Origin of the sequence: Chryseobacterium sp. MEBOG06 (assembly GCF_021869765.1) — a bacterium.
Lineage (GTDB): Bacteria > Bacteroidota > Bacteroidia > Flavobacteriales > Weeksellaceae > Chryseobacterium.
In genome coordinates, this window is record NZ_CP084580.1 from 316,215 (window position 1) to 342,172 (window position 25,958).

General features: G+C 34.8%; 22 protein-coding genes and 1 riboswitch. Of the genes, 5 read left to right on the forward strand and 17 right to left on the reverse strand.

Annotation, left to right across the window (positions count from 1 at the left end):
• Positions 1-906, forward strand: coding sequence for a GYDIA family GHMP kinase (locus LF887_RS01365; protein ID WP_236857050.1), 906 nt, complete (start codon positions 1-3; stop codon positions 904-906).
• A gap of 127 nt (positions 907-1,033) precedes the next feature.
• Positions 1,034-2,650 (forward strand): phosphoenolpyruvate carboxykinase (ATP), encoded by a 1,617-nt coding sequence (gene pckA, locus LF887_RS01370; protein ID WP_236857051.1) that lies wholly within the window; start codon positions 1,034-1,036, stop codon positions 2,648-2,650.
• Positions 2,651-2,699: 49 nt separating this feature from the next.
• Here the strand turns inward: pckA and LF887_RS01375 are convergent, their stop codons facing one another.
• Positions 2,700-3,137, reverse strand: a complete 438-nt coding sequence (locus LF887_RS01375; protein WP_236857052.1) for a hypothetical protein — start codon at positions 3,135-3,137, stop codon at positions 2,700-2,702.
• 63 nt (positions 3,138-3,200) lie between these two features.
• A complete protein-coding gene (locus LF887_RS01380; protein WP_236857053.1) occupies positions 3,201-3,608 on the reverse strand; it encodes a type II 3-dehydroquinate dehydratase in 408 nt (135 codons plus the stop codon).
• 242 nt (positions 3,609-3,850) lie between these two features.
• Positions 3,851-3,947: riboswitch (SAM riboswitch) on the forward strand.
• A gap of 83 nt (positions 3,948-4,030) precedes the next feature.
• On the opposite strand from LF887_RS01380, the gene LF887_RS01385 reads away from it, so the two are divergent.
• On the forward strand, positions 4,031-6,964 hold the full coding sequence (locus LF887_RS01385) for a SusC/RagA family TonB-linked outer membrane protein (RefSeq protein WP_236857054.1): 2,934 nt from the start codon (positions 4,031-4,033) through the stop codon (positions 6,962-6,964).
• 17 nt (positions 6,965-6,981) lie between these two features.
• Positions 6,982-8,475, forward strand: coding sequence for a RagB/SusD family nutrient uptake outer membrane protein (locus LF887_RS01390; protein WP_236857055.1), 1,494 nt, complete (start codon positions 6,982-6,984; stop codon positions 8,473-8,475).
• A gap of 521 nt (positions 8,476-8,996) precedes the next feature.
• Here LF887_RS01390 and LF887_RS01395 read toward each other — a convergent pair.
• The 4 genes from LF887_RS01395 to LF887_RS01410 form a co-directional block, all read right to left on the reverse strand.
• A complete protein-coding gene (locus tag LF887_RS01395) occupies positions 8,997-9,470 on the reverse strand; it encodes a hypothetical protein (protein ID WP_236857056.1) in 474 nt (157 codons plus the stop codon).
• Positions 9,471-9,558: 88 nt separating this feature from the next.
• Positions 9,559-10,119 (reverse strand): hypothetical protein, encoded by a 561-nt coding sequence (locus LF887_RS01400; protein ID WP_236857057.1) that lies wholly within the window; start codon positions 10,117-10,119, stop codon positions 9,559-9,561.
• A 134-nt stretch (positions 10,120-10,253) separates the two neighbouring features.
• Positions 10,254-10,709 carry a hypothetical protein gene (locus LF887_RS01405; protein WP_236857058.1) on the reverse strand — a complete coding sequence of 152 codons (456 nt, stop codon included), beginning with the start codon at positions 10,707-10,709 and terminating at the stop codon, positions 10,254-10,256.
• Positions 10,710-10,717: 8 nt separating this feature from the next.
• Complete coding sequence (locus tag LF887_RS01410) at positions 10,718-11,569, reverse strand: hypothetical protein (RefSeq protein ID WP_236857059.1); 852 nt, start codon at positions 11,567-11,569, stop codon at positions 10,718-10,720.
• Between LF887_RS01410 and LF887_RS01415 the strand changes: the two genes are divergently transcribed.
• A complete protein-coding gene (locus LF887_RS01415) occupies positions 11,556-11,714 on the forward strand; it encodes a hypothetical protein (protein WP_236857060.1) in 159 nt (52 codons plus the stop codon). The genes LF887_RS01410 and LF887_RS01415 overlap by 14 nt on opposite strands.
• A 35-nt stretch (positions 11,715-11,749) precedes the next feature.
• Here LF887_RS01415 and LF887_RS01420 read toward each other — a convergent pair whose 3' ends face one another.
• The 11 genes from LF887_RS01420 to LF887_RS01470 form a co-directional block, all read right to left on the reverse strand.
• Positions 11,750-12,301, reverse strand: coding sequence for a hypothetical protein (locus LF887_RS01420; protein ID WP_236857061.1), 552 nt, complete (start codon positions 12,299-12,301; stop codon positions 11,750-11,752).
• Between the two features lie 564 nt (positions 12,302-12,865).
• Positions 12,866-14,026 (reverse strand): RHS repeat-associated core domain-containing protein, encoded by a 1,161-nt coding sequence (locus LF887_RS01425; RefSeq protein ID WP_236857062.1) that lies wholly within the window; start codon positions 14,024-14,026, stop codon positions 12,866-12,868.
• A gap of 88 nt (positions 14,027-14,114) precedes the next feature.
• Positions 14,115-14,684, reverse strand: coding sequence for a hypothetical protein (locus tag LF887_RS01430; RefSeq protein ID WP_236857063.1), 570 nt, complete (start codon positions 14,682-14,684; stop codon positions 14,115-14,117).
• 3 nt (positions 14,685-14,687) lie between these two features.
• Positions 14,688-15,518: a hypothetical protein gene (locus LF887_RS01435; protein ID WP_236857064.1), complete on the reverse strand. Its 831-nt coding sequence runs from the start codon at positions 15,516-15,518 to the stop codon at positions 14,688-14,690.
• Between the two features lie 32 nt (positions 15,519-15,550).
• Positions 15,551-16,189, reverse strand: a complete 639-nt coding sequence (locus LF887_RS01440; protein ID WP_236857065.1) for a hypothetical protein — start codon at positions 16,187-16,189, stop codon at positions 15,551-15,553.
• Complete coding sequence (locus LF887_RS01445; RefSeq protein ID WP_236857066.1) at positions 16,189-16,440, reverse strand: hypothetical protein; 252 nt, start codon at positions 16,438-16,440, stop codon at positions 16,189-16,191. Before LF887_RS01445 ends, LF887_RS01440 begins: the two co-directional genes overlap by 1 nt.
• Complete coding sequence (locus LF887_RS01450) at positions 16,430-16,951, reverse strand: hypothetical protein (protein ID WP_236857067.1); 522 nt, start codon at positions 16,949-16,951, stop codon at positions 16,430-16,432. Before LF887_RS01450 ends, LF887_RS01445 begins: the two co-directional genes overlap by 11 nt.
• A gap of 89 nt (positions 16,952-17,040) precedes the next feature.
• The gene (locus LF887_RS01455; RefSeq protein ID WP_236857068.1) at positions 17,041-17,715 is read right to left on the reverse strand and encodes a hypothetical protein; all 675 of its coding nucleotides are present in this window, start codon (positions 17,713-17,715) and stop codon (positions 17,041-17,043) included.
• Positions 17,696-18,484 (reverse strand): hypothetical protein, encoded by a 789-nt coding sequence (locus LF887_RS01460; protein WP_236857069.1) that lies wholly within the window; start codon positions 18,482-18,484, stop codon positions 17,696-17,698. The genes LF887_RS01455 and LF887_RS01460 overlap by 20 nt, the downstream gene beginning before the upstream one ends.
• Positions 18,485-18,723: 239 nt before the next feature.
• A complete protein-coding gene (locus LF887_RS01465) occupies positions 18,724-19,074 on the reverse strand; it encodes a hypothetical protein (RefSeq protein WP_236857070.1) in 351 nt (116 codons plus the stop codon).
• A 2-nt stretch (positions 19,075-19,076) separates the two neighbouring features.
• Positions 19,077-25,955, reverse strand: coding sequence for an RHS repeat-associated core domain-containing protein (locus LF887_RS01470; RefSeq protein WP_236857071.1), 6,879 nt, complete (start codon positions 25,953-25,955; stop codon positions 19,077-19,079).
• Between the last annotated feature and the right edge of the window lie 3 nt (positions 25,956-25,958).

Consider the following 25,958-nt stretch of genomic DNA (forward strand, 5'->3'; position numbering starts at 1 on the left):
ATGAACGCGATCTTTTCACCGGGCAAGCTTATGCTTACTTCAGAATATTTCGCAATCGACGGAGCTCTTGTCTTAGCGGTGCCAACCAAGCTGGGACAAGAGTTTTTTTTTGAAGAAAGAAACGATGAAAAATCCCTTATCTTCTGGGAAGCATATCATCAAAATACACTATGGTTAACGGCTGTCATCGATTACAAAGAATGGCAGATCCTGGAAACCAATATACCATCAAGCGCTGAATTTATTGTAAGGACATTAAAGAATGTTCAGCAGCTTTCTCACAGTAAATTCAAAAATAACTTTAGTTACCATTTAAGAACAAACCTGCAGTTTCCTGCAGACTACGGTTTTGGAAGCAGTTCTACTTTAATGAACAATCTTTCTGAGTGGGCAGATATTGATCCCTTCCACCTTAATACTATAAGCCTTGGAGGGAGTGGATATGATATTGCCGTTGCAAAAGAAAAATCAGCAGTGCTTTTCCGTAATAAACCTGAAATAAAATACGAGAAGATAGATTTTAACCCTTCCTTTAAAAATGAACTGATTTTTATTCATTTAAATCAGAAGCAGGATAGCAGAGAAGGAATTAACTTTTACAAGTCAAAAAAGAAGTCTCCGGAATTGATTGCCGAATTTTCAGATATCACAAAGAAAATTTTGTTATGCAATGAATTGGAAAGTTTTTCTGAATTAATTTTGATTCATGAGCGAAAAATTGCTGATTTTCTTGATATTTCCACAGTTAAAGAAAAGGTATTTCCTGATTGCCCGTCTTTTGTCAAAAGTTTGGGTGCATGGGGTGGCGATTTTGTAATGAGTGCCAAATTTGGGGGCTATAAAGACTATTTTTTGGAGAAAGGTTTTGCAACTATTTTTGAATGGAAAAATATAATTGATTTATAATCAATATTTTACAGCCCTGTTTTTTTATTTGTCATTCTGACTTATATCAGTATATTTAAACCACCTTTAACAAATAATTAATATTATTTTTGTTGAAGTCAATAAAGAAATAGAAAATATAAGTAAAATGAAAAACACTAAAATCATCCAGGATTTAGAGAAATTAGGGATTAAAGGAAACTATGAAGTAGTGTATAACCCTTCTTACGAAGAATTGTACCAGGCTGAAGTTTCTCCTGAAAATCAAGGATTTGAGAAAGCTGAGCTTACAGAATCTGGCGCGGTATCAGTAAAAACAGGAATTTTCACAGGTCGTTCACCTAAAGACAGATATATTGTTCAGGATGATGTTACAAGAGATACAATTTTCTGGGATGGTAAAGTAAACTTACCTACCACAGCGGAAATTTTCGGGTCTTGTAAAGAACTAGTGCTGAATCAGCTTGCTGAAGCTAAGAAAATTTATGTTGTAGATGCTTTCTGTGGAACCAATGCAGATACAAGACTTAAAGTAAGATTTATTGTTGAAGTAGCATGGCAGGCACATTTTGTGACTAATATGTTTATTCGCCCTTCTCATTATGAGCTTGAAAACTTTGGTGAGCCGGATTTCACAGTAATCAACGGGTCTAAAACTATCAACCCGAACTGGGAAGCTCAGGGGTTGAATTCCGAAAACTTTATCATGTTTAACCTTACTGAAAAACTACAGATTATTGGTGGTACCTGGTATGGAGGTGAAATGAAGAAAGGAATGTTTGCAATGATGAACTATTACCTTCCGTTAAAAGGTATGGCCTCAATGCACTGCTCTGCAAACGTTGGAGAAAAAGGAGATGTAGCTTTATTCTTTGGTCTTTCCGGAACAGGAAAAACTACTTTATCTGCAGATCCTAAAAGATACCTTATCGGTGATGACGAACACGGATGGGATAATAACGGAGTATTCAACTATGAAGGAGGATGCTACGCTAAAGTAATTGATTTATCAGAAGAAAAAGAACCGGATATCTTCAGAGCCATCAAAAGAGATGCACTTCTTGAAAACGTTGTTGTTAACAATGGAGTAGCAGATTATACAGACGGTTCAATCACGGAAAATACAAGGGTTTCTTATCCTATTTATCATATCAATAAAATTGTACTGCCTTCTAAAGCAGGTCATGCTAAGAAGATTGTTTACCTTTCAGCAGATGCATTCGGAGTACTTCCTCCGGTTTCTATCCTTAATGAAGATCAGGCACAGTATCACTTCCTTTGTGGCTATACGTCTAAATTAGCGGGTACTGAAAGAGGGATTACTGAACCTCAGCCATCTTTCTCACCTGCATTTGGAGAAGCTTTCCTTACACTACACCCAACAATGTATTCTAAAACATTGATCGGTAAAATGCAGGAGCACGGAGCTAAAGCATATTTAGTAAATACAGGTTGGAACGGAACGGGTAAGAGAATTTCGCTGAAAGATACAAGAGCAATTATTGATACAATCATTGATGGTTCTATTGATAATGCTCCTAAAACTCAGGTTCCGATTATGAATCTTGAAATTCCTACTGAACTTCCAAACGTTTCTGCAGGTATTTTAGATCCTAGAGATACTTATGAGATGGCTTCAGAGTGGGAAGAAAAAGCTAGAGATCTGGCTTCAAGATATATCAAGAACTTTGAGCAGTACTGTGATACTGAGGCAGGAAGAAAATTGATCGCTTCAGGACCTCAATTGCAGGAACAGACTACTTAATAAAATTCCTTATAATACATACAAAAGCCTCATCACTGATGAGGCTTTTTTAATATTTCTGGCAATGTTCAATCAGTTTGTTCTGGTCATCCAGTTTTTTTATTGTTGATTTGATTGATTCTTCACTCAGGTTTTTGATGATGATAAAATGGCTGGCGGAGAAATAATAATCATTGTCCAGGATCTCATCTACATATTTCGGAGTGGTAAAAGTCAACCAATATTTTTCTTTATCTGTGAACTCTATGGTCACTTCTATCTCATCAGATTCAGCGTTGTCTATCTTGTCATCAATATGGATAGAAAGAATTTCAGGTTCTTTATTAAGACTAAAGTAGTATTTTGAATACCACTTCAATTTATTTTCATCATTAAAAACCCTAATATTCTCATCATTTATTTTCTGAATAACATAGGATTTTCTTTTTGTTAATTGATTAGAATAGACGCCGACAGAATTACAGAAAATTTCATCTTTTACTTTCATGGATTATTGTATTACTGATACATAAATATCTGAGTAGACTCTTGCTAAAATGAACTCTATAAATTATTGCAGACTTAATAAAGCCAGCCTGTACCCATCCATTCCAAATCCTGATAATACAGAATCTGTGCAGGCTGCCGTTACAGATTTCTGTCTGAATTCTTCTCTTTTGTAAATATTGCTGATGTGAACTTCTACTTTACGCTTTTGAATATTCTTTAAACAATCTGCTATAGCATATGAATAGTGAGTGAAAGCACCGGGATTGATAACAACCGCTTCAAAATCATCTTCCTGAAGCCTGTTGATAAGCTCGCCCTCAATATTGGATTGATAATATTTCAATTCATGAGAAGGAAATTCTGATTTTAGATTTTCCAAGTAGCTTTCCATAGAAACTGTTCCGTAGATTTCCGGTTCTCTGGTTCCTAAAAGATTAAGATTAGGTCCATTTATAATTAAAACTTTCATTCTATAAAATTAAAAAGTTTTTTCAATTAAAGATTAAAAATTTCTTATAAGCTTCATTTTTATTTCTTGAAATATTAATAATGATATTTATCATATTTATTAAAATCGTAATTCGTTAAATGTTCTGTTTTAGTGAGTTTTATAAAATCTTATGTTAATTTTTGAAAAATTATCATGAAAATTTAATAAGTCTACTTGTTTTGTAGACTAAAAGTTTATAGCTTTGCAACCATATTTCGATCGGCTTATAAAGAAAGATGGAGGGAACTGACCCTGCGAAATCTTGACAACCTGCTATACGTAAGGTGTTACATTCAGCCTATAAAGGAAAAATAAGCATTTGGTTTATCGTATTTATCGATGCCCTTTGCTGTCTTTTCTGCAAGGGGTTAATTTTTAATATTTGATAAACAAAATTGATTATGATTAATAAAACTTTATTTAATTCTAAAATTTGGATACCGCCAGTAGCTGTATTTTTCTTAGGAATTGCAAGTGTAAGCGGGCAGACTTCCAGGTTGAAAAAAGATACGCTCCGTGAAAAGGAGATTGATGAAGTAGTTGTAGTAGCATACGGAAAGGCTAAAAGAAACAGCTATACAGGTTCAGTAGCAACTATTTCCAGTGATAAAATTAACAATAGACCTGTAACCAATATTACCAAAGCTCTGGAAGGACAGGTAGCGGGGGTTCAGGCAACAAGTGCTTCAGGGCAGCCAGGGGCTATTTCTACAATCAGAATCAGAGGAATTGGATCAATCAGTGCTTCCAGTGATCCACTTTATGTAGTGGATGGAATTCCTTTTGATGGAAACCTAAACTCTATAAGTCCAAGTGATATTGAATCCATAAGTGTTTTAAAAGATGCTACAGCAAGTGCTTTGTACGGATCCAGAGGAGCAAACGGAATCATTATCATTACTACGAAATCCGGGAAAAAAGGCGAAGCTAAAATTAACTTTAATATAAGCCAGGGGTTCTCCGGAAGAGCAGTAAAAGATTATGAGCAGGTGAATACGGATCAGTATTTTCAATTATACTGGGAAGCTTTGAGAAACGGATATCAATCCGGTAAAATATCTTCACAGCAGGCCGGCCAGATGGCAACTGATAATCTTGTTTCAACCCTTGGGATTAACCCTTACGGAGCAAGTTATCCGAAACCGGTAGGGACGGACGGGAAACTTTTGCCGGGAGCATCACCTCTATGGAATGATAACTGGAGAGATATACTGCAAAGAGTAGCTTCCAGAAACCAGGTAGATCTGGATATTAGCGGTGGAAGTGAAAAAAGCAATTATTTCTTTTCCCTCGGATATCTGGATGATAAAGGAATGGCTATTGAATCAGGATTTAAAAGGTATAATACAAGATTAAAGATTAATTCTGAAGTGAAAAAATGGCTGAATGTTGGGGTGAACTTAAGTTACACAAACAGTGTTCAGCAGGCTCCTACCTCTTCAGATTCCAAGGCAAGTAATATTATCAATGCGGCACGGTTCATTCCTTCATTCTATCCTTATTATGAAAGAAATGCAGATGGTTCATATGTTGTAGATGCAGCGGGAAACAGAATTTATGATTTTGGAAAATACAGACCAACCAATGCTCTTCAGAATCAGAATGCTGCAGCAACTTTACCGTTGGATAAAAACGAAAATCAGGAAGATAATTTTTCTGGTAAAGGATTCCTTGATTTTACATTCTTACCTGAGCTAAAGTTCAAGACCAGTTTTTCTGTTGATCTGGTTAATTATAATGGACATTATTACTCAAACCCGCTTCTTGGACAGGGAGCTGAGATCGGAGGCTCGGTAACGAGAACCAATAGCAGAACACTTTCTTATACAACGAGTAATATTCTGACTTTTGATAAAAAATTTGGAAAACACCATGTGAATGCTTTGGCAGGACATGAGTTCTACAAATACGATTACCAGACCATATCCGGTACCAGAAGCCAGTTTTCTCTGCCTTACTATTATGAGCCGGATGCGGCTTCTTTATTGGGAAGTTTCAGTGGAAACAGTAATAAATTAAGTTTATTGAGTTTCCTTGGAAAAGTAGAGTATGACTATAACAATACCTATTTCCTATCTGCTTCCGGAAGGGCGGACAGTTCTTCGAGATTCTCGCCGGATAACAGATGGGGGAGGTTCTGGTCTGTTGGAGGTTCATGGAAGATCTCAAATGAAGAATTTATCAAAAACCTGAACACCTTCAATCAGTTGACATTACGTGCAAGTTACGGTGGTCAGGGGAATGATAAGTTACTGCGTCCGAATGGGCAGCCTCTTTATTATGCCTATCAGGAACTGTACAGGTTCATCAGCCTTGGAGGAGAACCGGGAACAACTCTGGAGAAAACATCTACAAAGAACGTGAAGTGGGAAACCAACCTTAATTTAAATGTAGGGTTAGAGTTTGCCGTTCTGAATAACAGAGTTAAAGGAAATATTGAATACTTCGAGCGAAAAAGCCAGGATCTGTTGTTTAATATGCCTGTTGCACCATCATTGGGGATCAGCGATTATCCGGCAAATATTGGGACAATTAAAAATTCCGGATTCGAGTTCTCGTTATTTACTACCCCGATCAGGAATGATAATTTCCAGTGGAATGTAGATATAAACCTAAGTACTTTAAATAATAAAGTGACCAAGTTACCGGCAGGATCTCTTGTTGTAGGAACTAAACTTTTACGCGAAGGTGGTTCTGTATATGATTTCTTTATTCCGGAATGGGCAGGAGTAGATCCTAGCAACGGAAAGCCTCTATGGAAAACGATTTCTACAGATGCTAACGGAAATTCTGTGGAAGGAACAACATCAGAGTATTCAAAAGCAACAAAAATAATACAGGGTTCTGCGCTGCCTAAGCTGACTGGGGGAATCAGTACTAGTATCACTTATAAGAATTTTGATTTTTCAGGGTTACTGACATTTAAAATAGGAGGGAAGATTCTCGATACCGATTATACTTCAATCATGCATAACGGAAGTGCCGGAGGACGTGCATGGAGTGCAGAAATGCTGAACAGGTGGACACCGGAAAATCCTAATACAGATGTGCCGGGATTGAGCACAACAACGAATAACTGGACGTCAACATCTTCGAGATTCTTATACTCAGGAACGTATGCAAGACTTAAAAATGTAAGCTTAGGATATACGCTTCCTGGTGATTATTTTGAAAAAATAGGACTTAAAAAGTTCAGAATTTATATTCAGGCGGAAAATCTTCTGACCTTCTATAAACATAAAGGAATGGATCCTGAGCAGGCACTGGACGGAACTACTTATTACAGATATCCTGCAATGAGAACGATCACTTTCGGTCTTCAGGCAACTCTTTAACTTTTAAAATTGAAACAATGAAACAATTAAAATATTTATCATTTGCTCTTGTCGGATTATGGTCGCTTACAAGTTGTGAAAATGATTTGGATACTGCTCCAACTGATCAGGCTAACAGTGTAGAAGTTTTTAAAACAGCAGAAAGTGCTGAAACAGTAGTGAACGGTACCTGGGCAAAATTTAATAACGACGGAACTACCTATGCTAACATTGGTTATTCAACTGTTTTAAGAGCAAGTGATGCCATGGGAAGTGATGTAGCGGTATTGACCAACAAATATGGATTTGCTTCTACCTATGCTTTTACAGAAATGGTGAACAGTACGGCGAGCCGACCGCTATTCATCTGGACAATGCTGTATTCCACAATTAATAATATGAACAATGTTATTGCAAGAATCGACGGTACGGAAGGAAGCCAGGATAAAAAGGATCAGGTAAAAGGCCAGGCAAAAGCATTACGCGCTTTCTGTTATCTGAATCTGGCGAGTTTTTACCAGTTCAGCTATCTGAAAGATAAAACAGCTTTAACGGCTCCGATTTATACGGAACCATCTACTACCGGTACCATAGGAAAGAAAAGAGCCAGTCTTGAAGAAATTTATGTATTGGTTAAAAGTGATCTTACAGAGGCAGATAACCTGTTGAAAAATTATACAAGAAACAATAAAGATAAAATTAACAGCTCTGTTGTGAACGGTCTTTTGGCAAGAACTTATCTGAATACCGGTGAATGGAGCAAAGCTTCAGCAGCCGCAAAAATTGCAAGACAAGGCTTTCCACTGATGGCTCCTGAAAAATATAAAGACGGATTCAATGATATCAACAATGCAGAATGGATCTGGGGACATGGGCAGACGCAGGAACAATCTGATGCAAGTTATGCATTCCATTATCTGGATGTGTCTTCATCGGGAAGTTATTATTACAGCTTTATGGCCGATCCTTACTTTAAAGATCTGTTTGATGCCAATGATATCAGATCCCAGTTATTTTCATGGGATGGCCTTAAAGGAAGGGAAGGGCTGCTGAGGTATGCTAAATTTAAATTTAAATCCACCCTTATTGCAGATATTGTATACATGAGAGCTGCAGAAATGTATCTGATCGAAGCTGAAGCCGAGGCCAGAAACGGAAATGTATCTCAGGCAGTAGTTGTTCTGAATCAGTTGAAATCAGCAAGAAATGCCAATATTTATAATGGTTCACTAGCACAGAATGCAGTAGTAGATGCAGTTCTGATCGAAAGAAGAAAAGAATTATTCGGAGAAGGTTTCTCCCTTTCAGATATTATCAGAACTCAGGGGACAGTGGTAAGAAAACCGTTTGTAGATGCTGATGGTAAACCGATAAAAGTTCAGATAACGACACCGGATGGTACCGTGAAAACTGTAGATGGCAAGGGGCATTCTGTTCTTGATTTTCCGGATAAATCTGCTTTCACGCCCAACAGCAATTATTATTTATTCAGTATTCCACAGAGAGAATCTGAGAATAACCCTAATTTATAATACATCATCCAAATAATTAGATTTGATTTTTAGCCACTGCTTTTGCAGTGGTTTTTTCAATATAGGTATTATGAGATTTGAGAAAAAGTAATACAAATACCACTCTCGTCAAATAATCCATTTTCTGAAACAATAAAATCAAATTTTTTATCCGGAAACAAATAATAAAGTCTCATTTTCCAAAATTCCAGAATATATGATCCTATTTTCTTCTGAGTTTCTGGCTCATGAGATTGTAGGTCTTCCGAAAAATAAAAAAGATCCGAGAGGGAAATGTTATTGATGTATCTTTCTTTTCCCTGTGGTGTATTATCAAATCTATTTTCATCATCATGACTGTAACCATTAAAATTTGAAAGTAGGTAGATGTTGCCATTGATTTGAATAAAAATCAGGGCTCACAGCCTTCATTAAAAATAATATTTGTTCGATTGAGAAAGTATTATATCCAATATAGGATAGCTCAAAGCTTAAATCACTTTTTGCTACAATCCCAGGATGTGTTTTCGGCATTTAAAATCTTAATTAATAGGTTTCCTGGATCTATAATAAACTAATGAATCAAAAGTGTGCATGAATTTTTTGAAATTTCTGGTTTTTACGGTATCTATATTCTCTTTTTCGTCAAGAAAATAGCGATAGTTTATTGAAAGAGATCTTTCATTTGTTCTCATTACAATAGTATCTCCAGGGGTAATGGAGTTTGCTTTTATCCCTATCTTTGTGTTATTATTAATAAGATAGATTTTATTTTTGTCAAAACTTTCTCTTAAAAAAGCCCAATCCTTATCTGTTAGTTTAAACCTGAGTGTGTCGGAAGTGTCAGACTCAGTCATAAGGTTTGTTGTATAAATATCGGTTCCGTTTATTGTAGAAAGATTTCTGCTGAATGTTTTAATTGAAATGTCTTTGGCCAGTACTTCTTTTTGTTCACAGGATAATACGGTGAAACAAAAGATGAAGAATAGAATTTTTTTTGGAGTAAATAAGTTCATTCGAATATTTATAGCTGTGATTTGAAATAAAAATAACGGTTTGTTCCAAATAAAATTGCTGTCGAAACATTGAAGAATCATCTAAGTTCTATTTTAAAACCACTTTGATCATATTAGACTTGATGGACTGAGTGTATAAGGACATTTGATTTTCAAAATTTACCAGCTTTTCACTGATGATTTTTGCGTCATACCTTAGCTTAAACTGTACTTTTTTCCCCTCGTATTTATTATGAAATAGATAATAATTGTCATTTTTCTCATAAACTGATTGGTGTTTTTTTAGAAAAATGAGCAAAGGAAAAGTAAACTCATGGGATTCATTCGGGTTTAAAATGAAAAAGTCTTTTTTTACTTTTTGATAATCAATTGGACTTTCGTGGTTTTGAGCCACTGTAATATTTTGTATATCGTATTTCCTTTTTTCCAATAAAGCAATACTGTCAAAATCATAAGCTTTATTAAGCGGTGTATTGGTTATCGTATTATACTGGTATAATGCAACTTCTTCCTTGCATTTATTTGTAAATCTTATATTTAAACTGTCATTTTTAGCCTGGTTAATTGTCATACTAATACAGCTTTCCTGAGATAAGATAACTGTAAACTGAAAAAGGCATAATAACAATAGTGCTTTTCTTAACTTCATTTCTTCGATAAAATTCCTATCCATTCTTGTCTGTAGGCAATATAAGAAGTTTTAGTGTATTAGAGTATATTTTATATTTATTAACTGTTTGAAAAACGGGAATTCTTCACCTTCTCATAGATAATTTGAATTAATTAACTTTGAGTAACATTTTTATATTCATCAATAATTTTCCAATGATTATTAATTTTCTCAAGCTTATATAATATGGTTGATTCATAGAAATTAATTTTATTAGTATAGTAACGTGATACAACTACATAGATGTATTTTCCGTCATTACTATAAATAGGAAAAGATATCTGACTTTTATACATCTCTTTTTTAATTTTGATTCCATGTAATTTATCTAAATCAATTTTTCCATTACAAAATACATCATTTTTAAGATTTATATTTAATGTTTTTTTTTCTAAATCAGTTAAATGCAAATCTTTAAAGCAAAAAGGTTCATCTTGCAAACAAGTTATCTCAATTTTATTAGTTTGAATAAAATCATTTAGAATTTCATATTCTTTACTGTTCTTTTTACAAGAACTTACTATTAATAAAAGACATATAGTCAGAATCGTCTTTGTTACTAACTTCATAATAATTGTTATTTAAAGTTTATATTTATCTTTTTATCCGTACCTATTAAAAGTTTTTTAATCGCTTCATTAAAATCATGATACCACATAGTATTAAAAACTCTATCTGGAATATGTTTAATCATATTCTGCCATCCATTATTATTAAGGAAATTGGTACCGCTTTCTTCAATATAGTAATGCCCGACATTATTAAGCCTGTTTTTATATTTAAAAGCAGGTTCGTCACTTTTAAATGAAATTGATTTTCCGCTAGCATCTGCAAAAGCTGACCAATCTAACCTAACATGATTTAATTCATGCTGAAGAACATAGGATAGTTGTTCTCTACTACTGAAAGCTTGATTAGAAAGGTAGATTTTAGATTTTATTTTTCCTGAAATAAAATCTTTTTTTGTTGTTGTCACTCCTAATGCTTCTATCTTTTCACCATTTTTAGAATAATATTCTATAAATCCTGTTTCCGAATTCATAGTTCCTCCCGGATTAGCTCTGTTATAAATATCACCGGAAGACAATCCACTTTGGTGCTCAAACTGAGATTTATAAAGCTCTCTTGCATAACTTCTATTACCAACAGGCGTTCCATCAGATAGAATATTCTCGTCTGATGCTTCCATATATGATGTTGTGGATTGGTTTGTTATAAAATAATTAACAGTATAACTTACAGCAGCCACACCGCCACTGATTACAGCCCCTTTCAATACTCCTTCAAGGAAGTTCTGTCCGGTAAGCAAAGCTGTTACCCCACCTGTTCCTGCTCCTACAAAAGCACTGCTTCCTACAGCCCCCCAGAAGCCACTGGCGCTGAATACCTGTCCCAGCCCGCCGGAGACACCTCCTGTGACTGCACCCATTAACAGAGCATTGGCAAAACCATTCCATTACCAGCTATTCATGACCAGTGCCTGTTTTGCATACATCCCTGCACTGATCAATGTTCCTACTACTGCTCCCCAAATGACCAGAGCAATATACGTTAGGAAAAATCCTGATACCTAGATAAATTACTCATTTTATGCTAACAGATATTAACATCATTTTTTGATCTTTAAAATAACCTCACGTGGATATTGAATTTGAATAAGTTTATCATTATTTGAATTATTTTTTGCTAAGAAATATATCATGTAATCTCCTATATCAGATTTTTTACAATCTATATAAAGTTCTTTTATAAACTTTTCTTTGAATCCTATTTTAATAGGAATACTTTCTTCATTTCTTTGCATTGTAAAATCTGTGCTGATATTTTTAATATTAGAGCCCTTTTTAATATATGAAATTGATTTGGAGATATGAACATAGGGGGTATATGGCTTTATTACATCATCATCTTTATTTATTTTATTATTATTTTCTATCAAAACAAAGTTCAATTTTGGAAGCGTAAAAACAATAGAATCTTTTCCTACGTTTAATATGGATAAATTTATTGCTTTTTTATCAGTACTATAATTTAAATCTATAATAAGATCTTCTTGATTCCCAATATATTTTTTTTCCAATGTAATGGCCTTGCACTCATTCTTATTTGTACAAGAACAAATTCCAAGTGCGATAATTAGTAATATAAATATTATTTTCATTTCATTATTCGATTAAAAACGGGTAGTAAAAATTTCTTAAGTAAACTGAAACAGGGAAGTTTACCATCATATCCTGGTAAAGATTAATCCATGTAGTTTCCTGTTTTTGGGGGAGCTTACACTTCCATAAATAGCTCCGAATACAATAGTTCATACTACCTTTGTTCTCGATTAGCTAACATACTTTTTATAGATTACTAATAAAGCAATTAAGAGTATGACACCCAGGAAAAAGTATAAAATATTTAATCGATATCTTTTTACCTCCTCTTTTGTATAAGATAAGCTTTCTATCTTTTTCCTTGGGAAAATTAACTTCAGAGGCTGCGCTAATAAAAAGAAAATTAATAAAGTAAATAATAAAAATATTATTATTCGCAATATCTCCATTTCTAAATAGGGGTTAATAAATACCTGGACAAAGGCTCCCGAAAAAAGCATTATAGGAATATTATAGGGGAGACTAAAAACTAATATCGTCCAATTATACTGTCCCTTTGTTAACCAAACTTTTTCATAATATTTTTTCAAGCTCCAAAATAAATAAGTAAGTGTTTTCATAGATTATGGTTTTGCCAGTTGTGTCTGGATATGGTTATAGGTATATTGAAAGTTGTTAAAGAATGCTTTTCCTACAGAATAGCCTACTTGATTATCAATTATATTACCCACATAGTTATAAACCTTGCCACTAACTCCTGTTGCATCTAAAAACCCTAAAGCTAAACTAGCCGCCGGTGAAAAGATAATTGAAGCTGTGCTTATTACAAAATTAAGAAGATTTGCCGTAGTAGGATTAATAGAATATTGATAAAGTGCTACTCCTGCACCTAACACAGCAATTCCTTGTCCAAACCTAGCCAACCCTTTCAAATAGCCTCCAAAAGCGGTAAGATCTCCTTTTACTAATTGCATGATCGCTAATTTGGTGTTGGTTGATATTCCTAAACCACCTAATGCCTTTCCTATTTTATCCATAACCCCGTCACCGTCTGAAGCGTTTACGTTTTTTCTTGGAATCTTATAATTTGCTTTCTTATTTTTTTCTGTATCGAACGGGTTATCTGTTTTATGTTCCAAATGATTAAAAGCCATCACAAAAAATCCGCTCATAGCACCCTCCCAGAAGTTTCCTCCTGCTAATACACTACCTACACCTCCAGAGGTCATACCTGTTAAAATTTTGCCCGTATCACTTGCGAAAAATCCGCCTTTAACACCGTTCAGCAAATCACCGCTTAAACTTGCAAATGCTCCACTTGCAGCACCACTCCAAAAACTACCTCCTGTAACGGAAGAAAGTACACCCATGCTTACAGCATGTAATCCCGCTCTTGCAAGCGTAACGCCTGTTGTTCCTAAAGAATTGGCAATACTAGCGACCTGAAACAATGTTCCTATCCCAAAAGACAGTGCTCCGCTTACCATTCCGGTAATCGCTGCTGAAGAAATAGACCTAAAAAATCCGCTAACCGTCCAATTTCCTTTTATTAATGCTATGGTAGTATAGGTAGCAGCGGTTATTGCAATTGCAGCGAAGGCCGCTTTAGCCATCACCGCTATCAAGGCAACAATAGCAAATTCTCCACTCGGGTCATTATACATCAAAGGATTGTTCAGAACATAGCCATATTTATTATAATTCTGCGTATTTGTAGGGTCCTGGATGTTCTCATCTGCATTTAAGAATCTCCTTAATAAAGGATCATACAATCTACCGTTCATATGGATGATTCCTACCTTTGTAAGATGCTCATGGCTAAAGATGCTTCTTGTATAATCCTTATATAAAAATTTGTAAAAACCATTTCTATTAAGGCAAAATAATTTTATCTGGGTAAAATTTTATACTTCCGGTAAAATATGTATAATTGCCACATGTTTGATCCTTCAGTTTCATAAGCTTCTCCTTTCGTTTATCATTTACTGAAATATTTAAATTATGTATAACAGTTTTAAAATTGTCATCTTTTAAAAGAATTGTTCGCCCAGATTTATATCCAACTAATTTATAATAATACTTTCTACTACTTTTTTTATCAATAAATTTTGGATAATTAGTATTTAAGGTATGGTGGTCTTCTATTCCTTCACATTTTAAAGCAATATACTTTTTAATATCACTACTATCTTTTTTCATAATTAGTAATGTAAGTGGCCCAAAATATTCAGGACCAATTTCATTGAATTCATCTTCATAAAAAAAGTTTTCCAATGTAGGGATTTCTATTAAAAAATCTTTTTCTGTTGTATTTTCAATTTTTAAAATCAAAATAGAATCTTTTTTATTTATTGAAGCATAAATTTTTAAGTCTTTTTTTTCACACGATATAAGTATAGAGGTGAAAATAAAAAGTAACAATGGTGCTATATACTTTTTCATAAGTTAATATTTAAAAGGTTTAATCAAAGGAATAAGTAACTTATCTAATAGAGGATTTGATTCCGGAATCTCCCAAGATTTTATAACTTGCATCCAGTCTGACTTTTGTAGCCATGTATTTGTATCAAATAGCTTTAGAGACATTTTTCTTATTGATATATGCCCTAAATCATCAAAGAATTTAGCAAATCTACCTTTTCCCTCAAAAAAAGAACTTGCTAACACGGAAAGATTTGAGTTTCCTAAAATAACATGTCCGGTTTCATGTGTAACAACTTCCGTTAATAAACCTTTGGATGCAAATGCTGCCTTTGAGATATAAATGTCGTTGCCTAAAGTTACTCCCAGTACATTTGAAGTTTCCGGTACGCTTCCCAGTCCAATTTTGTTCCAAAAGCTCAATCTATAAAAACTCCCATCTTTTGCTATACCGTAACCACTTGGATTTTTCAAGTAATAATATTCTACACCATACTTTCTTAAACTACCATATCCCTTTTCAAATTCTTTCATTGTACCATAAGAATACTTTTGCGTATCTTCAGGACTTGATACTGTAGGGCTAAAAATATCTTCTCTTTTTACTTCGCTTACAATTTGATTTCCATTAGGTCTATTAAAGAGTTGGTTAATACCCTGTCCTAGTGCTGTGACCACCCCTCCAATCACAGCCCCTTTCAGTACTCCTTCAAGGAAGTTTTGTCCGGTAAGTAAAGCTGTAACACCTCCTGTTCCTGCTCCTGCGAAAGCACTGCTTCCTACAGATCCCCAGAAACCGCTGGCACTAAAAACCTGTCCTAATCCACCGGAGATTCCTCCTGTGACAGAACCCATTAACAGAGGGCATTGATAAAGGCGCTTGTAAGCTATTTTTTGTACTTGTTTTTAAGTAATTCTATTTCTTTTTTCATTTTATATTTCCATTTTTTACCATTTCTTTTTTCTAAAAAACTTTCCGTATATTCTTCATATCTATTATTTAATTCAATTGAAATATCATCAATAGCTCCTCCTTTATTAATATATATAACCCCATAGGTTTTTGTTAAACTATCAATTTCTTTACCTATTTTTTGGTGATCCCTGTACAAATTATCAAAAATAAAATCTCCTCCGAAATAATAACACTTGATAAGATCTGTCTTCATGTCAGATTCTGCACGTTGCTTTGTTTTTACAAGTAAATATTCATATTCATTTTTTTTTTCAAAATATTGCTTTGAACTTCCTATAAAATTTATGATTATAAAAACTAAGTTCATGCTTATAAAAACTAAAAAAAATTTATATCCATATCTTTTATTTCTAAAAGGTATGGCAGCCATAAAAGTGGATAATAGGAATATTGCAATCAAGCAATATAGAAATATTTTCATGTCAAAATCAAAACTTATTAAATCAGCTCTTAGTTTTGATGGGTAATTTGCAGAATATGTATTGAAAAAATATGAAATTATTAATAATATAATTATTAATAATAGACTTAACACTCTTCTTAATACCATTATTTAAAAAGTTTTAAATTACTAATCTTAGATAAAGCAGGCTTCCAATCAAATGCACTCGGAAATTTACCCCCATAGTTTAAAAACATTTGAAGTTCACTTTGTTGATACCATGAATCTCCAAAAATCGTTGAAACTCCTAAAGAAAATTGATGTGCTGAAGCCTCTGTATAAGTGTGGAATGCTTCTTGGGAATATCTAGCCGCCAAACCGATATATCTATGAAAGCCATGAATATATTCATGTCCCATGACAGGCTTTCTTCACTCCATCAGTATATCTTCCTAATACAGGAGAAATGTATGTAACAGATTCTGGTTTTTTATTAAATAAAGTACTTAGCCAAGAACGTGATTTTCCGACGTTAAAGCCTAAAATATATCCTGTATCTCTTATATCATTCGATTGAATATGACCATTACTATTGAAATTGTAGTTGTACGCATATAAATCAGCATTGGTAGCTAACTTCATTTCATTATTTATATTAGATGCTGATGTTTCATAATCTTCTACTAAATTATCAAAGTCACTTCTGACTTGTAATGTACTAGTATAATCTTCTCCTGTTGCAGTAATATCAAATCCTAGGTTTTTAAGATCTTCTAAAGTTGTAAGTGCAGGTCTCTTATTCAAGAAATACTGAAATGTTGAAGATACTAAACTTGTAACTACGGCCACACCACCACCAATGACAGTCCCTTTCAGTACACCTTCAAGGAAATCCTGTCCTTGTATTAAAGACAATACACCCTGTGCCATAGCGTGTGCAGCTCCCTGTACTAAAATAGTTCCAAACTTTCCAATTTCGTTGGCAATTTGGGTAGCACTATCAAGCCCAAGAAGTGTTGCTACTCATCAGAATAATTAGTTTTAATAAAGACTAATTGTACTTGATTACTACAAATTTTTCTGTTATAAATATTCTCTTTTTTTAGATAATCTCTGACTTGAGGATTAATATTTTCGTTAAGACATATCTTTAAATTGTATTTCTTATCCTTTTTCAAAATATAACCTTCTATTTCTGAAAAATCATAAAAACGAGGTTCATTTTCAAAATCAATTCTTGTTGAAAACTTCATAGAATCATTTCTTTTGATAGTTTTAATATATCTTCTTAAAAGAGAAAGATCAATATTATTGATGTTACTCAAACTTTCTATTTCTTTATATTCTTCTTTTATAGAAGCTAAACTATCTAAAATTTTTCCTTTATAATTCACCCTAAATAAACCAGGAATTACAATATTTTTGTTGTTGTATATATTTATTTTAGGGTTAAACCATGTATTTATAAAAAGACTATCTTTTTCACGTTGAAAAAAATCAGGATTACATAAAATTCGTATGTCATTATCTGTTTTGTTTACAATATAATAACTTACAATATCTTGGTTATAAGAAATATTCTTATTCAACCTAATGTAGATATTTTCTTTTTCATCAGTTTTCTTTAGATTATAACAATTACAAAGTAAAAACAGAAAAAGTAATAATAATGAGTTATTTATATTGCCAGCCATATTTTTGATTTAATGATTTTAATGCATCTCCTGTACCAAAAGTAAATCTACTATTTAATAATACAGTACCGATTTCTTTATGTATTAAAAAATGTTCATAGTCACTCCGTTTTTGACCAGAGTATTTGAGAAGTTTTTGGAATCCTGGATTCCAATAAAATACTAAATGTTTTAGCTCATGGAAAATAACTGTTCCCAAAGACATATTACTTGCTGTTGATAAGCTATTTCTAGCTAAATAAATATCTCCGGTTTTTACATTTGTTGCTCCATGATAGCTATCTGCATTTGTGAATCCTGCAATCTTTCCTCTTCCGCCTGCTAAATCTCTTTGATTTTTAAGTATTGCCACTTTTTCCATCATGGTTTGAGCATATTCTTTTGTAGCTACTGGCTTAGCCCAAGGATCATAACCTGCTTGTTCAAGTTGGCTCTCCAGTATATATTTACCTTGAGAATCTAATTCTGTTACTAATTTATTACTCGTATCCATCTGATGCATAACATGGTTCAACCCGGCGACTGTACCTCCGATCAAAGCACCTTGCCAGAAGTTTCCTCCTGATAAAGCAGAACCTGCACCTCCTGCCAGAGCTCCAAAAGTAATTTGTCCTATGGCAGAATTGGCTACCCCTTTAGCAATGGCTCCGAATGCACTAGCTCCTAAACTTCCCAAAGCTCTAGCAATAAAAGCCTGTCCAAAATTATTACCTTGCATTAAAGATAATACTCCCTGTGCTACCGCATGAGCTCCAGCTTGCGCCAGCACTCCTAAAGTTGTACTCGCAAACTCCGTAGCAGCCTGATAACTAATCGTTGTGAAAATTATTGTTTGTTTATTAGGTGTAATGCCTTTGATTGTTAATCCAGTTGAATTAGTTGTGCTTCCTTTATAATATTACCATTTAATTCCATTTGAACTGGCAAAACCTTGATCTGGAGATAAATTCGAGGCTTTTGGATTCATTGCCTTATAAAACTTTGCAGCTTTAATATCACCTCTCATTATTACAAATCAATATTATCAGACCATTTATAATTTATAAAACTCCCATCCCAGTTTTCCCCATAAGTTACAAATTCAATAAAATTAATTTTACAATCTGTAATATCCACTTCATGAGCAAGCCCATATTGTAAAGTATCAAGATGTAGATCTTCATTAGTGCTAATTGAAGTATTACATATTTCTAAAAAAGGAATATTTAAGGGATCTACGTAGTAAAAATTAACATACATACCTACTCCCGTTATTTCTCGATTTAAAACCCTAAGTAAAGGGATATGTTGTTTAATACTGGGATATTTTAGACTTAGTTTATCCAGTATTTTTAATTCTATATTATTTAATTTATTCATTCCTAAAGACCTTTTCTACTAAAAGAAGATATTATTACTTTCCCATCTTGAATTCGACCACCAATTAACCGAACCGGTGTCCCGCCTACATTTATGATATTTCCTGCATTTCCTTTAGGTAAAACCCCGTTTGAATTAGGTGTAAGTCTACCTGCACTAAATGCTTTATTTGCCGCATTCTGAACAGCCTTAAAAGCTTTTGCTTGGCTTCCATACTTTGAAACTAATCCATCTAAGGCATGTTCTGATTTTCCAAATATGTGATTTAATCTATTTGCATCAGCTCCTATGTTCTTTGCTGTATTTACTCCTCTTCCAAACCCACCATACATCATACCACCTCCAGCTCCTTCATCCGCCATTATTTCAATATGGGAAGAGTTCATCATCCTGAAAATCCTGTCCATCTTGGTTTCACCTGCGTGATAACCTGGATAATCTCTCCAAGCTCGGTATTCTTCTAAAGTACCATATTTATTTCCTGGTGTTTTTTGCTTAGGATCTTCCTGATCAGGCTGCATGTCTCCTGAGTGCAATGCATGATTCAAACCAGCAACTGTACCCCCAATCAAAGCACCCTCCCAGAAGTTTCCTCCTGAAAGGGCAGAGCCTGCACCTCCTGCCAGAGCTCCAAAAGTAATTTGTCCTATGGCAGAACTGGCAGCCCCTTTAGCAATAGCTCCGAATGCACTGGCTCCTAAGCTACCCAAAGCTCCTGCAATAAAAGCCTGCCCAAAATTATTACCCTGCATTAAAGATAATGTTCCCTGCGCTAAAGCATGTGCAGCACTTTGTACAAATACCGTCCCTAATTTCCCAAGTTCTGTTGCAAGCTGGGTTGCAGTTCCGGCAGAACTTACAAATACACTTCCTATTCCCGCGGTCACCGCCCCGCTTATTGCCCCAAAGGTAATAGACTTCAGGAAGCCTCCCCAACTCCAGTTACTGGAGAAAGACGCACTCATTATATAAGAAACTGCTCCAATAGCAGCCCCTATAACTGCTGCAGTAGCTACAGTTCCCCAAAAAACAGGCAGCGCAGCAAAAATGGCAAATACAAACTCTCCATTGGGATCATTATACATCAGTGGATTATTCATCACATACCCATACTTATTATAGTTTTGGGTATTGTAAGGATCCTGTATGTTTTCATCTGCATTTAAGAACCTTCTCAATAGTGGGTCATATAACCTTCCATTCATATGGATGATGCCTACTTCTGCAAAATGCTCATGGCTGGTATAGCCTCTTTCTAATAATAACGATGTATTGTCAATTATATTTTTATCGGTGATAATAGCCCCGCTTCCTATCTGAAGATGGGTAAAATTGCCCCAGGCATCAAAATGTCTCTGCTCCAGCTTATTTCCTGCTTCATCACTGATCGCTAAGATGCTTCCAATATAATCTTTATGCAGGAATTTGTAAGAACCGCTGCTTTCTGTATAATTTTTTAAATATACAATATTACTTTCATAAGGATTACCTCCAATATAAAGAATGTGCTTTTCCTTTCCGGTTGTATTATCTTTTACTATTTCAAAGCTCCCATCCTCACTATAATATTTGGTGAATTTACCTTCCCCATCGGTACTGAAGTTGCCTCCATAGGTAACTCTTTGACGCATTGAGTTTAAGCCATACTGGAAAGCAACATCACCTTTCATTCCATCAATGAATACAGGATCATTGTTTTCATTGTAAACAATGCTTTGGATGAGATCATTGTTATAATTTTGCTCTCCAGTAGCATTTAATGTCATACCTGTAGGCTGGTAGATCTTTGCGGAATTTTCAAACTTAATCGTTCCCACCTGATCGTTTTTTATAATTCTTCCTTTAACATCATAGGTGTTTTGTGAAGTCTGCCCTGTTCTAGGATTAGTCCAGCTTACTAATCTGTTATCATTATTTTCATAATTAAATGATTCGATAATATTGAAGTCTCCTAAAGTCTTTCTAAGATTGAGTTCATTTTTAATTGCATTGAAAGTATATTCAAGGCTTAGAATGTTCTGTATAAGAGAAAAATGCTTCACATGAGTTAAGAAACCATTCTCATCATATTTATTATTAATATCTGCTGCTCCTAGTTTTGCTTTTAAAGCCTGACCTTTAGCATTGGTTTCCTGAAGTTCCCACAGGATCTTACCTGAAGTTTTATCTTTTACTTGGGTAAGCTCTCCATTCCATGCACTGTACACATTTTCTATTTGCACTTTAGTCAAAGTTCCAGAAGAATACAATTGCTTTTCATAAGATATTATTCTTGCCTTATCATCATAAGTAATTCCTTTTTGAATAAAATATTTACCATTGCTATTTTCCGAAGAAGATAGTAGTCTTCCTTGTGGGTCATAAGAAACATTGGAACCATAGGCTTTACCTTTGGAAGTTCCGGCTTTTGCAACCAATCTTCCTTTATCATCATACGAATAAGAAATGGTCTTATCGGTTGCTTGTCCGCCATCTGTTGTAGAAAGTTCTTTTTGAGTGATCAGTTGTTGTACACTATTATAGGTATATTCTTTCGTTCCTTTAGGACTTATAATCTTTTTGGGTTGACCAAATCCATCATATTCATATTTGTAGATTCCATTGGAAGGATCATTAAACTCTGATTTTCTTCCCCACGAATCATATTTAGTGGTAACAATATTTTCGGCATATTGAGCCTTGATCTGTTCACCTGCGGCATTGTAAGAAAATGTGATCGTTCCACCTTTGTCAGTAGTGGTGATAGTGTTTCCCAGAGCATCTGCTGTTTTAGTGGTGATTCTTCCATAATCCGCAGGATTTGATTCTTGGGCCGTTGTTGTTAGTCCTGAAATGCTGGTCTTCACTTGTTTTCCAGTGAAGGAAGTGGAGGTTATTTTAGCAGGGAATACACTGTCATCATAGGCAATGGTATTCCACTGGCTAACACCCTGTCCTTCAAAAAAAGGTTCAGACTCTCTTATTTTTCTACCTAAAATATCATACTGGGAAGCTTTCAAAACAAAATACCCCTGACCAAAAGCTTTGGTTGAAGATGTAATTTCCTGTCCTAATGTATTGGTTGTTTTCTTTGAAATATCCCCATCCGGATCGTATTGTGTAATGATCAAATTAGAGAAATAATCTTTTTCGTACTGATACGTTGTAGTTCCTGCTATATTACTTTTAGAAGTTAATAATTTACCCCAGTTATCATAAGTATTGGCGAGAATATTTCCTAAGGGATCGACCTGGGTCAGAATCTGCCCCCAATCGTTGTATACAATACCGGTCTGTAATCCTAAGTTGTCTGTTTTTCTAATGACAAACCTTCCTTTAGGATCATAGTCTGCTTTGGTGGTCTGAGTCCCAGAATCAACACTATTACTTACAGTTTTCTGAATAGTATTTCCAAAGCCATCGTAAATATAGGTTTCCTGTAAGTACCCTGTATTGTCCCTGTTCCAGGTTTTCAGGACTTTCAGAAGGTTGTTTTCATACGTGTATTCTTCCTTAGCAGATTTTGTATCACCATAGGCCTGCACTACATCTGTTTTAGATTGAGGACGTCCGATATAATAGTCTGCCCCGTTTCCAGAGGGATTGTGAGTATAATCGAAGGTGGAAGTAGTGATGCCATAGCCGTTATTGATATTCACAATACTTTGGGCAGGAAGATAATATTCTCCATAGGTAATGCTGCTTTCGGTAATGTTGCCCGTTAAAAAGTCTTTGGTTTTGGTACTCTTTGGTACTATTGCAGTTACGATTTTAGGTTTATCAGCATTAGCTACCGAAGTGACTACTTGTCCGTTCAACAATTTATCGGTTTGATATTGTGTTGATTTGAAGCTTAATAATTGGGAGTTGTTCTCAGAAATATCCTGAGGAAAGATCATATTTTCGTTATTGGTTCTGATTGACCATTCTTTTACCGGAACGACTTCGTTGAAAGGATCTACCTCTGTTCCGCTCCATATTTTAGTGTTTTCAAAACCATCAGCATACCAGGAAGAGCGGGCAGTTTGGCGAAATCCGATGATACCCTTCCCTTGTAAATTCGCTATATATCCTCTGTATCTGAAATCCTGCTTTTTGCCGGACATCCTGATTTGAGTCACCGCATACATCTGGGATAGCCTGTACATTTCTACATAGGGATACTGCTCTTTTTTTACCGGAGCATATATATTAGAATTAACAGCAGGGTCAAGCTCTTTATAATCGATATCATACTGAAGACCTGCCTGAAGTATGCTTGAAATATTCTTATCAGCATTCAGATTATAATGCTGGTAACTGATGAGCTTTCTCTCACTATTATTCACACCCTTTAATAAAAACAGTACTTTAGAGGAGCTATTATTCACTCTGAAATCTCCAAATAAAGGACTTACTATTACTTTAGCTCTTTGAGAATAATAGAGTTGTTTTTTTGTAAAACGCCATTTAAATTCTGTATTTGCCGGATTATAATAAGGTTCCGTATAATTATCAATAAACCATGTTGATTGCTGATTATTAGCAGCTGCAAATATTACGGTAGAGTTTACAATATCGCTTTTCCCGTCATTGTCCAAGTCGATTAGTCCGGCCTGGGAATAATTTACAAGTGTTGTTGGATTCTGAGATACTTTCTTATAGTACATAAGCCCCTGAAGACTTTCGGATAACGAGATACCATTATTTAAATAAATAGACCATCCTGTGGTATAGATATCATTTGTTGCATTTTCATGTAAGGGTAGAAGTATTTCAATATTTCTGTCACCATTCAAATCTCCAAATTGAAGTCCATCTACAAGTCCTTTTACGGAATGGATATTTTTCAGATTTAAGATATAGGCATTATTTTGTTTTTTGAGCTCATATTGATGAACACTGTTCAATGGAGTACTAAAAGTCCTGCTGACAGAGGGACCGTTTTCATTCATATATTCTTTGGTGAAAAAGGTAACATCTGTATTGGTACCAGTAGGGTCTACAAAAACGATATCCTGCTTCCCATCATTGTCAAAATCCATAATTCCCCCTTTGCTCAGGATATTTTTAGGGGTTGTATCGGGTATAATATGAATGGTGTTGTTTTGTATATCATCATTGTCTGCAACCATATACCTATATCCTAATGTATTACAATCCCATCTTCCTTTAGGCGGGTCAGGAACAATGACTACATAACGACATTTTTGATCTTGTATACCCATCACCAGCTCAGAGATTCCATCAGAATCAATATCAACTTCTTTCAGATTTGAAAGACGTGAGACATTGGAACCACTTCCGCTATTAGGATATGTCGAGCTACTGAATATGTAACTGGAACTCTGTATTGTTTTTGAATATTCCAACACTAAAGGGTTGTTATACGTATTTAAAACGGACGCATCGCTTTTAATGGAGTAGTATCTTAATTCTATGTTTCCTGTAGAGGGAGGGTTATATTCTGAATTAGCCTTGGAGATAATAAGTCCCTGCTTGGTTTTAATATAGTTATCCGCTGATTTTATATTAAATGTAGTAAAATTGCTACTTGGCCAGAAAGTACTTGAAGAGCCTAAGTAGACAAAAGAAGGATTGCTGCTGTTAATAGCATCAAAATAAATATAGTATCCATCCGGTCTGCCATTTTGCGCAGGCTGCATCACGATAAAATCTACCAATCCATCTCCGTTATAATCTCCGGTTGTAACAATATTGTTGTAATCTGCAAAATTACTTTCACTGCTGCTGGTAGTCAATGGCTTTGTGGTAAAGGTAACCGGATTGGCGGCATCTCCTACACTATTACCTTCGATCACACTTTTTACAAACTGGTAGTTAACCCTTTTATTGGAATCATTATTTACCGTTTCAACAGAATAGTTGATGGAATAGTTTTTAAACGTTGCATTACCTGTCTTAACCACTACAGTGCTTAGAATTTTGTCCTGTAGTAAAGGAACTCCCCTGACGTAAGATGATTCCTGAACATTTCTGGGAGAATAGTAAAAGTTGATCTGGTTATAATGAGCCTTTCCAAGTCCTTCATTGCCTCCCCATTGAATTGTATTAATGGAAGCCGTATTATTACTTTGGGTATAGTTATAAGTAATATAGTTACCCTTATTATCCTTCCATTTTACAATATTATACTCTATTGGTGTTCTTGCTAAATTATTGCCTGTGGCGCTGCCAGCTCCATACCAGGCCTGAGATCCGTCTTCAAAAGTAACCTCCCAATATTCGGGTCCTTTCCATGCTTGTCCTGGTATGGAACCAAAAGATTTTATCTTAATATTGGAATACTTCTCCGTTATATATTCAGCTCCATCTTTTCCATATTCACCGGATTTAAGAATTAATCTTTGACCATTGAAGCTGTAATAATCAGAATAATCCAGTTGTATTCCCTTAACTTCTCCATCTTTTTCAATGGTCTTTCCTATTCTTGAAATAGCTGTAACACCAGATAAATTCCAGGCATAGCCAGCAATTCCATTCCCTGCGCCACTGGTATAAACCAGATTAACTTGTGGTGCTACACTTTTCACCCCTGGTGGTAATGCAATGGGTAAAGTAAATTGCAATTGTCCGGCTCCATTGACTTCCATATTTCCCTTGGTATCATGAAAACTTTGTCCCTGTGGTGCAGTCGTTCCTGATGGATTACTTGCTCCCGCTCCTGAATCCACAGGTCCACCTCCCGGATTATCAGTAGCTGTACCGATCTTAGCTACAAAGGGATTCGATGAGCTTGAAGAAGCATAGAATCCTTGTGCTAACACCACTGATTGTGGATCTTGCACCGTTCTTGACACACCTTCTGGCTGATACAGTATGGTCTGTGAAAATCCCAATACTGAAAATAAAGACAGTATGAATGATGAAAATAGTTGTATTTTCTTATCGTAACGTTTCATGAT

Excerpts from the sequence above, each read along its gene's own strand:
- LF887_RS01365 (WP_236857050.1), top strand. The coding sequence starts at position 1 with ATGAACGCGATCTTTTCACCGGGCAAGCTTATGCTTACTTCAGAATAT.
- pckA (WP_236857051.1), top strand. The coding sequence starts at position 1,034 with ATGAAAAACACTAAAATCATCCAGGATTTAGAGAAATTAGGGATTAAA.
- LF887_RS01375 (WP_236857052.1), bottom strand. The coding sequence starts at position 3,137 with ATGAAAGTAAAAGATGAAATTTTCTGTAATTCTGTCGGCGTCTATTCT.
- LF887_RS01380 (WP_236857053.1), bottom strand. The coding sequence starts at position 3,608 with ATGAAAGTTTTAATTATAAATGGACCTAATCTTAATCTTTTAGGAACC.
- LF887_RS01385 (WP_236857054.1), top strand. The coding sequence starts at position 4,031 with ATGATTAATAAAACTTTATTTAATTCTAAAATTTGGATACCGCCAGTA.
- LF887_RS01390 (WP_236857055.1), top strand. The coding sequence starts at position 6,982 with ATGAAACAATTAAAATATTTATCATTTGCTCTTGTCGGATTATGGTCG.
- LF887_RS01395 (WP_236857056.1), bottom strand. The coding sequence starts at position 9,470 with ATGAACTTATTTACTCCAAAAAAAATTCTATTCTTCATCTTTTGTTTC.
- LF887_RS01400 (WP_236857057.1), bottom strand. The coding sequence starts at position 10,119 with ATGAAGTTAAGAAAAGCACTATTGTTATTATGCCTTTTTCAGTTTACA.
- LF887_RS01405 (WP_236857058.1), bottom strand. The coding sequence starts at position 10,709 with ATGAAGTTAGTAACAAAGACGATTCTGACTATATGTCTTTTATTAATA.
- LF887_RS01410 (WP_236857059.1), bottom strand. The coding sequence starts at position 11,569 with ATGGGTGCAGTCACAGGAGGTGTCTCCGGCGGGCTGGGACAGGTATTC.
- LF887_RS01420 (WP_236857061.1), bottom strand. The coding sequence starts at position 12,301 with ATGAAAATAATATTTATATTACTAATTATCGCACTTGGAATTTGTTCT.
- LF887_RS01425 (WP_236857062.1), bottom strand. The coding sequence starts at position 14,026 with ATGAACGGTAGATTGTATGATCCTTTATTAAGGAGATTCTTAAATGCA.
- LF887_RS01430 (WP_236857063.1), bottom strand. The coding sequence starts at position 14,684 with ATGAAAAAGTATATAGCACCATTGTTACTTTTTATTTTCACCTCTATA.
- LF887_RS01435 (WP_236857064.1), bottom strand. The coding sequence starts at position 15,518 with ATGGGTTCTGTCACAGGAGGAATCTCCGGTGGATTAGGACAGGTTTTT.
- LF887_RS01440 (WP_236857065.1), bottom strand. The coding sequence starts at position 16,189 with ATGGTATTAAGAAGAGTGTTAAGTCTATTATTAATAATTATATTATTA.
- LF887_RS01445 (WP_236857066.1), bottom strand. The coding sequence starts at position 16,440 with ATGGGACATGAATATATTCATGGCTTTCATAGATATATCGGTTTGGCG.
- LF887_RS01450 (WP_236857067.1), bottom strand. The coding sequence starts at position 16,951 with ATGGCACAGGGTGTATTGTCTTTAATACAAGGACAGGATTTCCTTGAA.
- LF887_RS01455 (WP_236857068.1), bottom strand. The coding sequence starts at position 17,715 with ATGGCTGGCAATATAAATAACTCATTATTATTACTTTTTCTGTTTTTA.
- LF887_RS01465 (WP_236857070.1), bottom strand. The coding sequence starts at position 19,074 with ATGAATAAATTAAATAATATAGAATTAAAAATACTGGATAAACTAAGT.
- LF887_RS01470 (WP_236857071.1), bottom strand. The coding sequence starts at position 25,955 with ATGAAACGTTACGATAAGAAAATACAACTATTTTCATCATTCATACTG.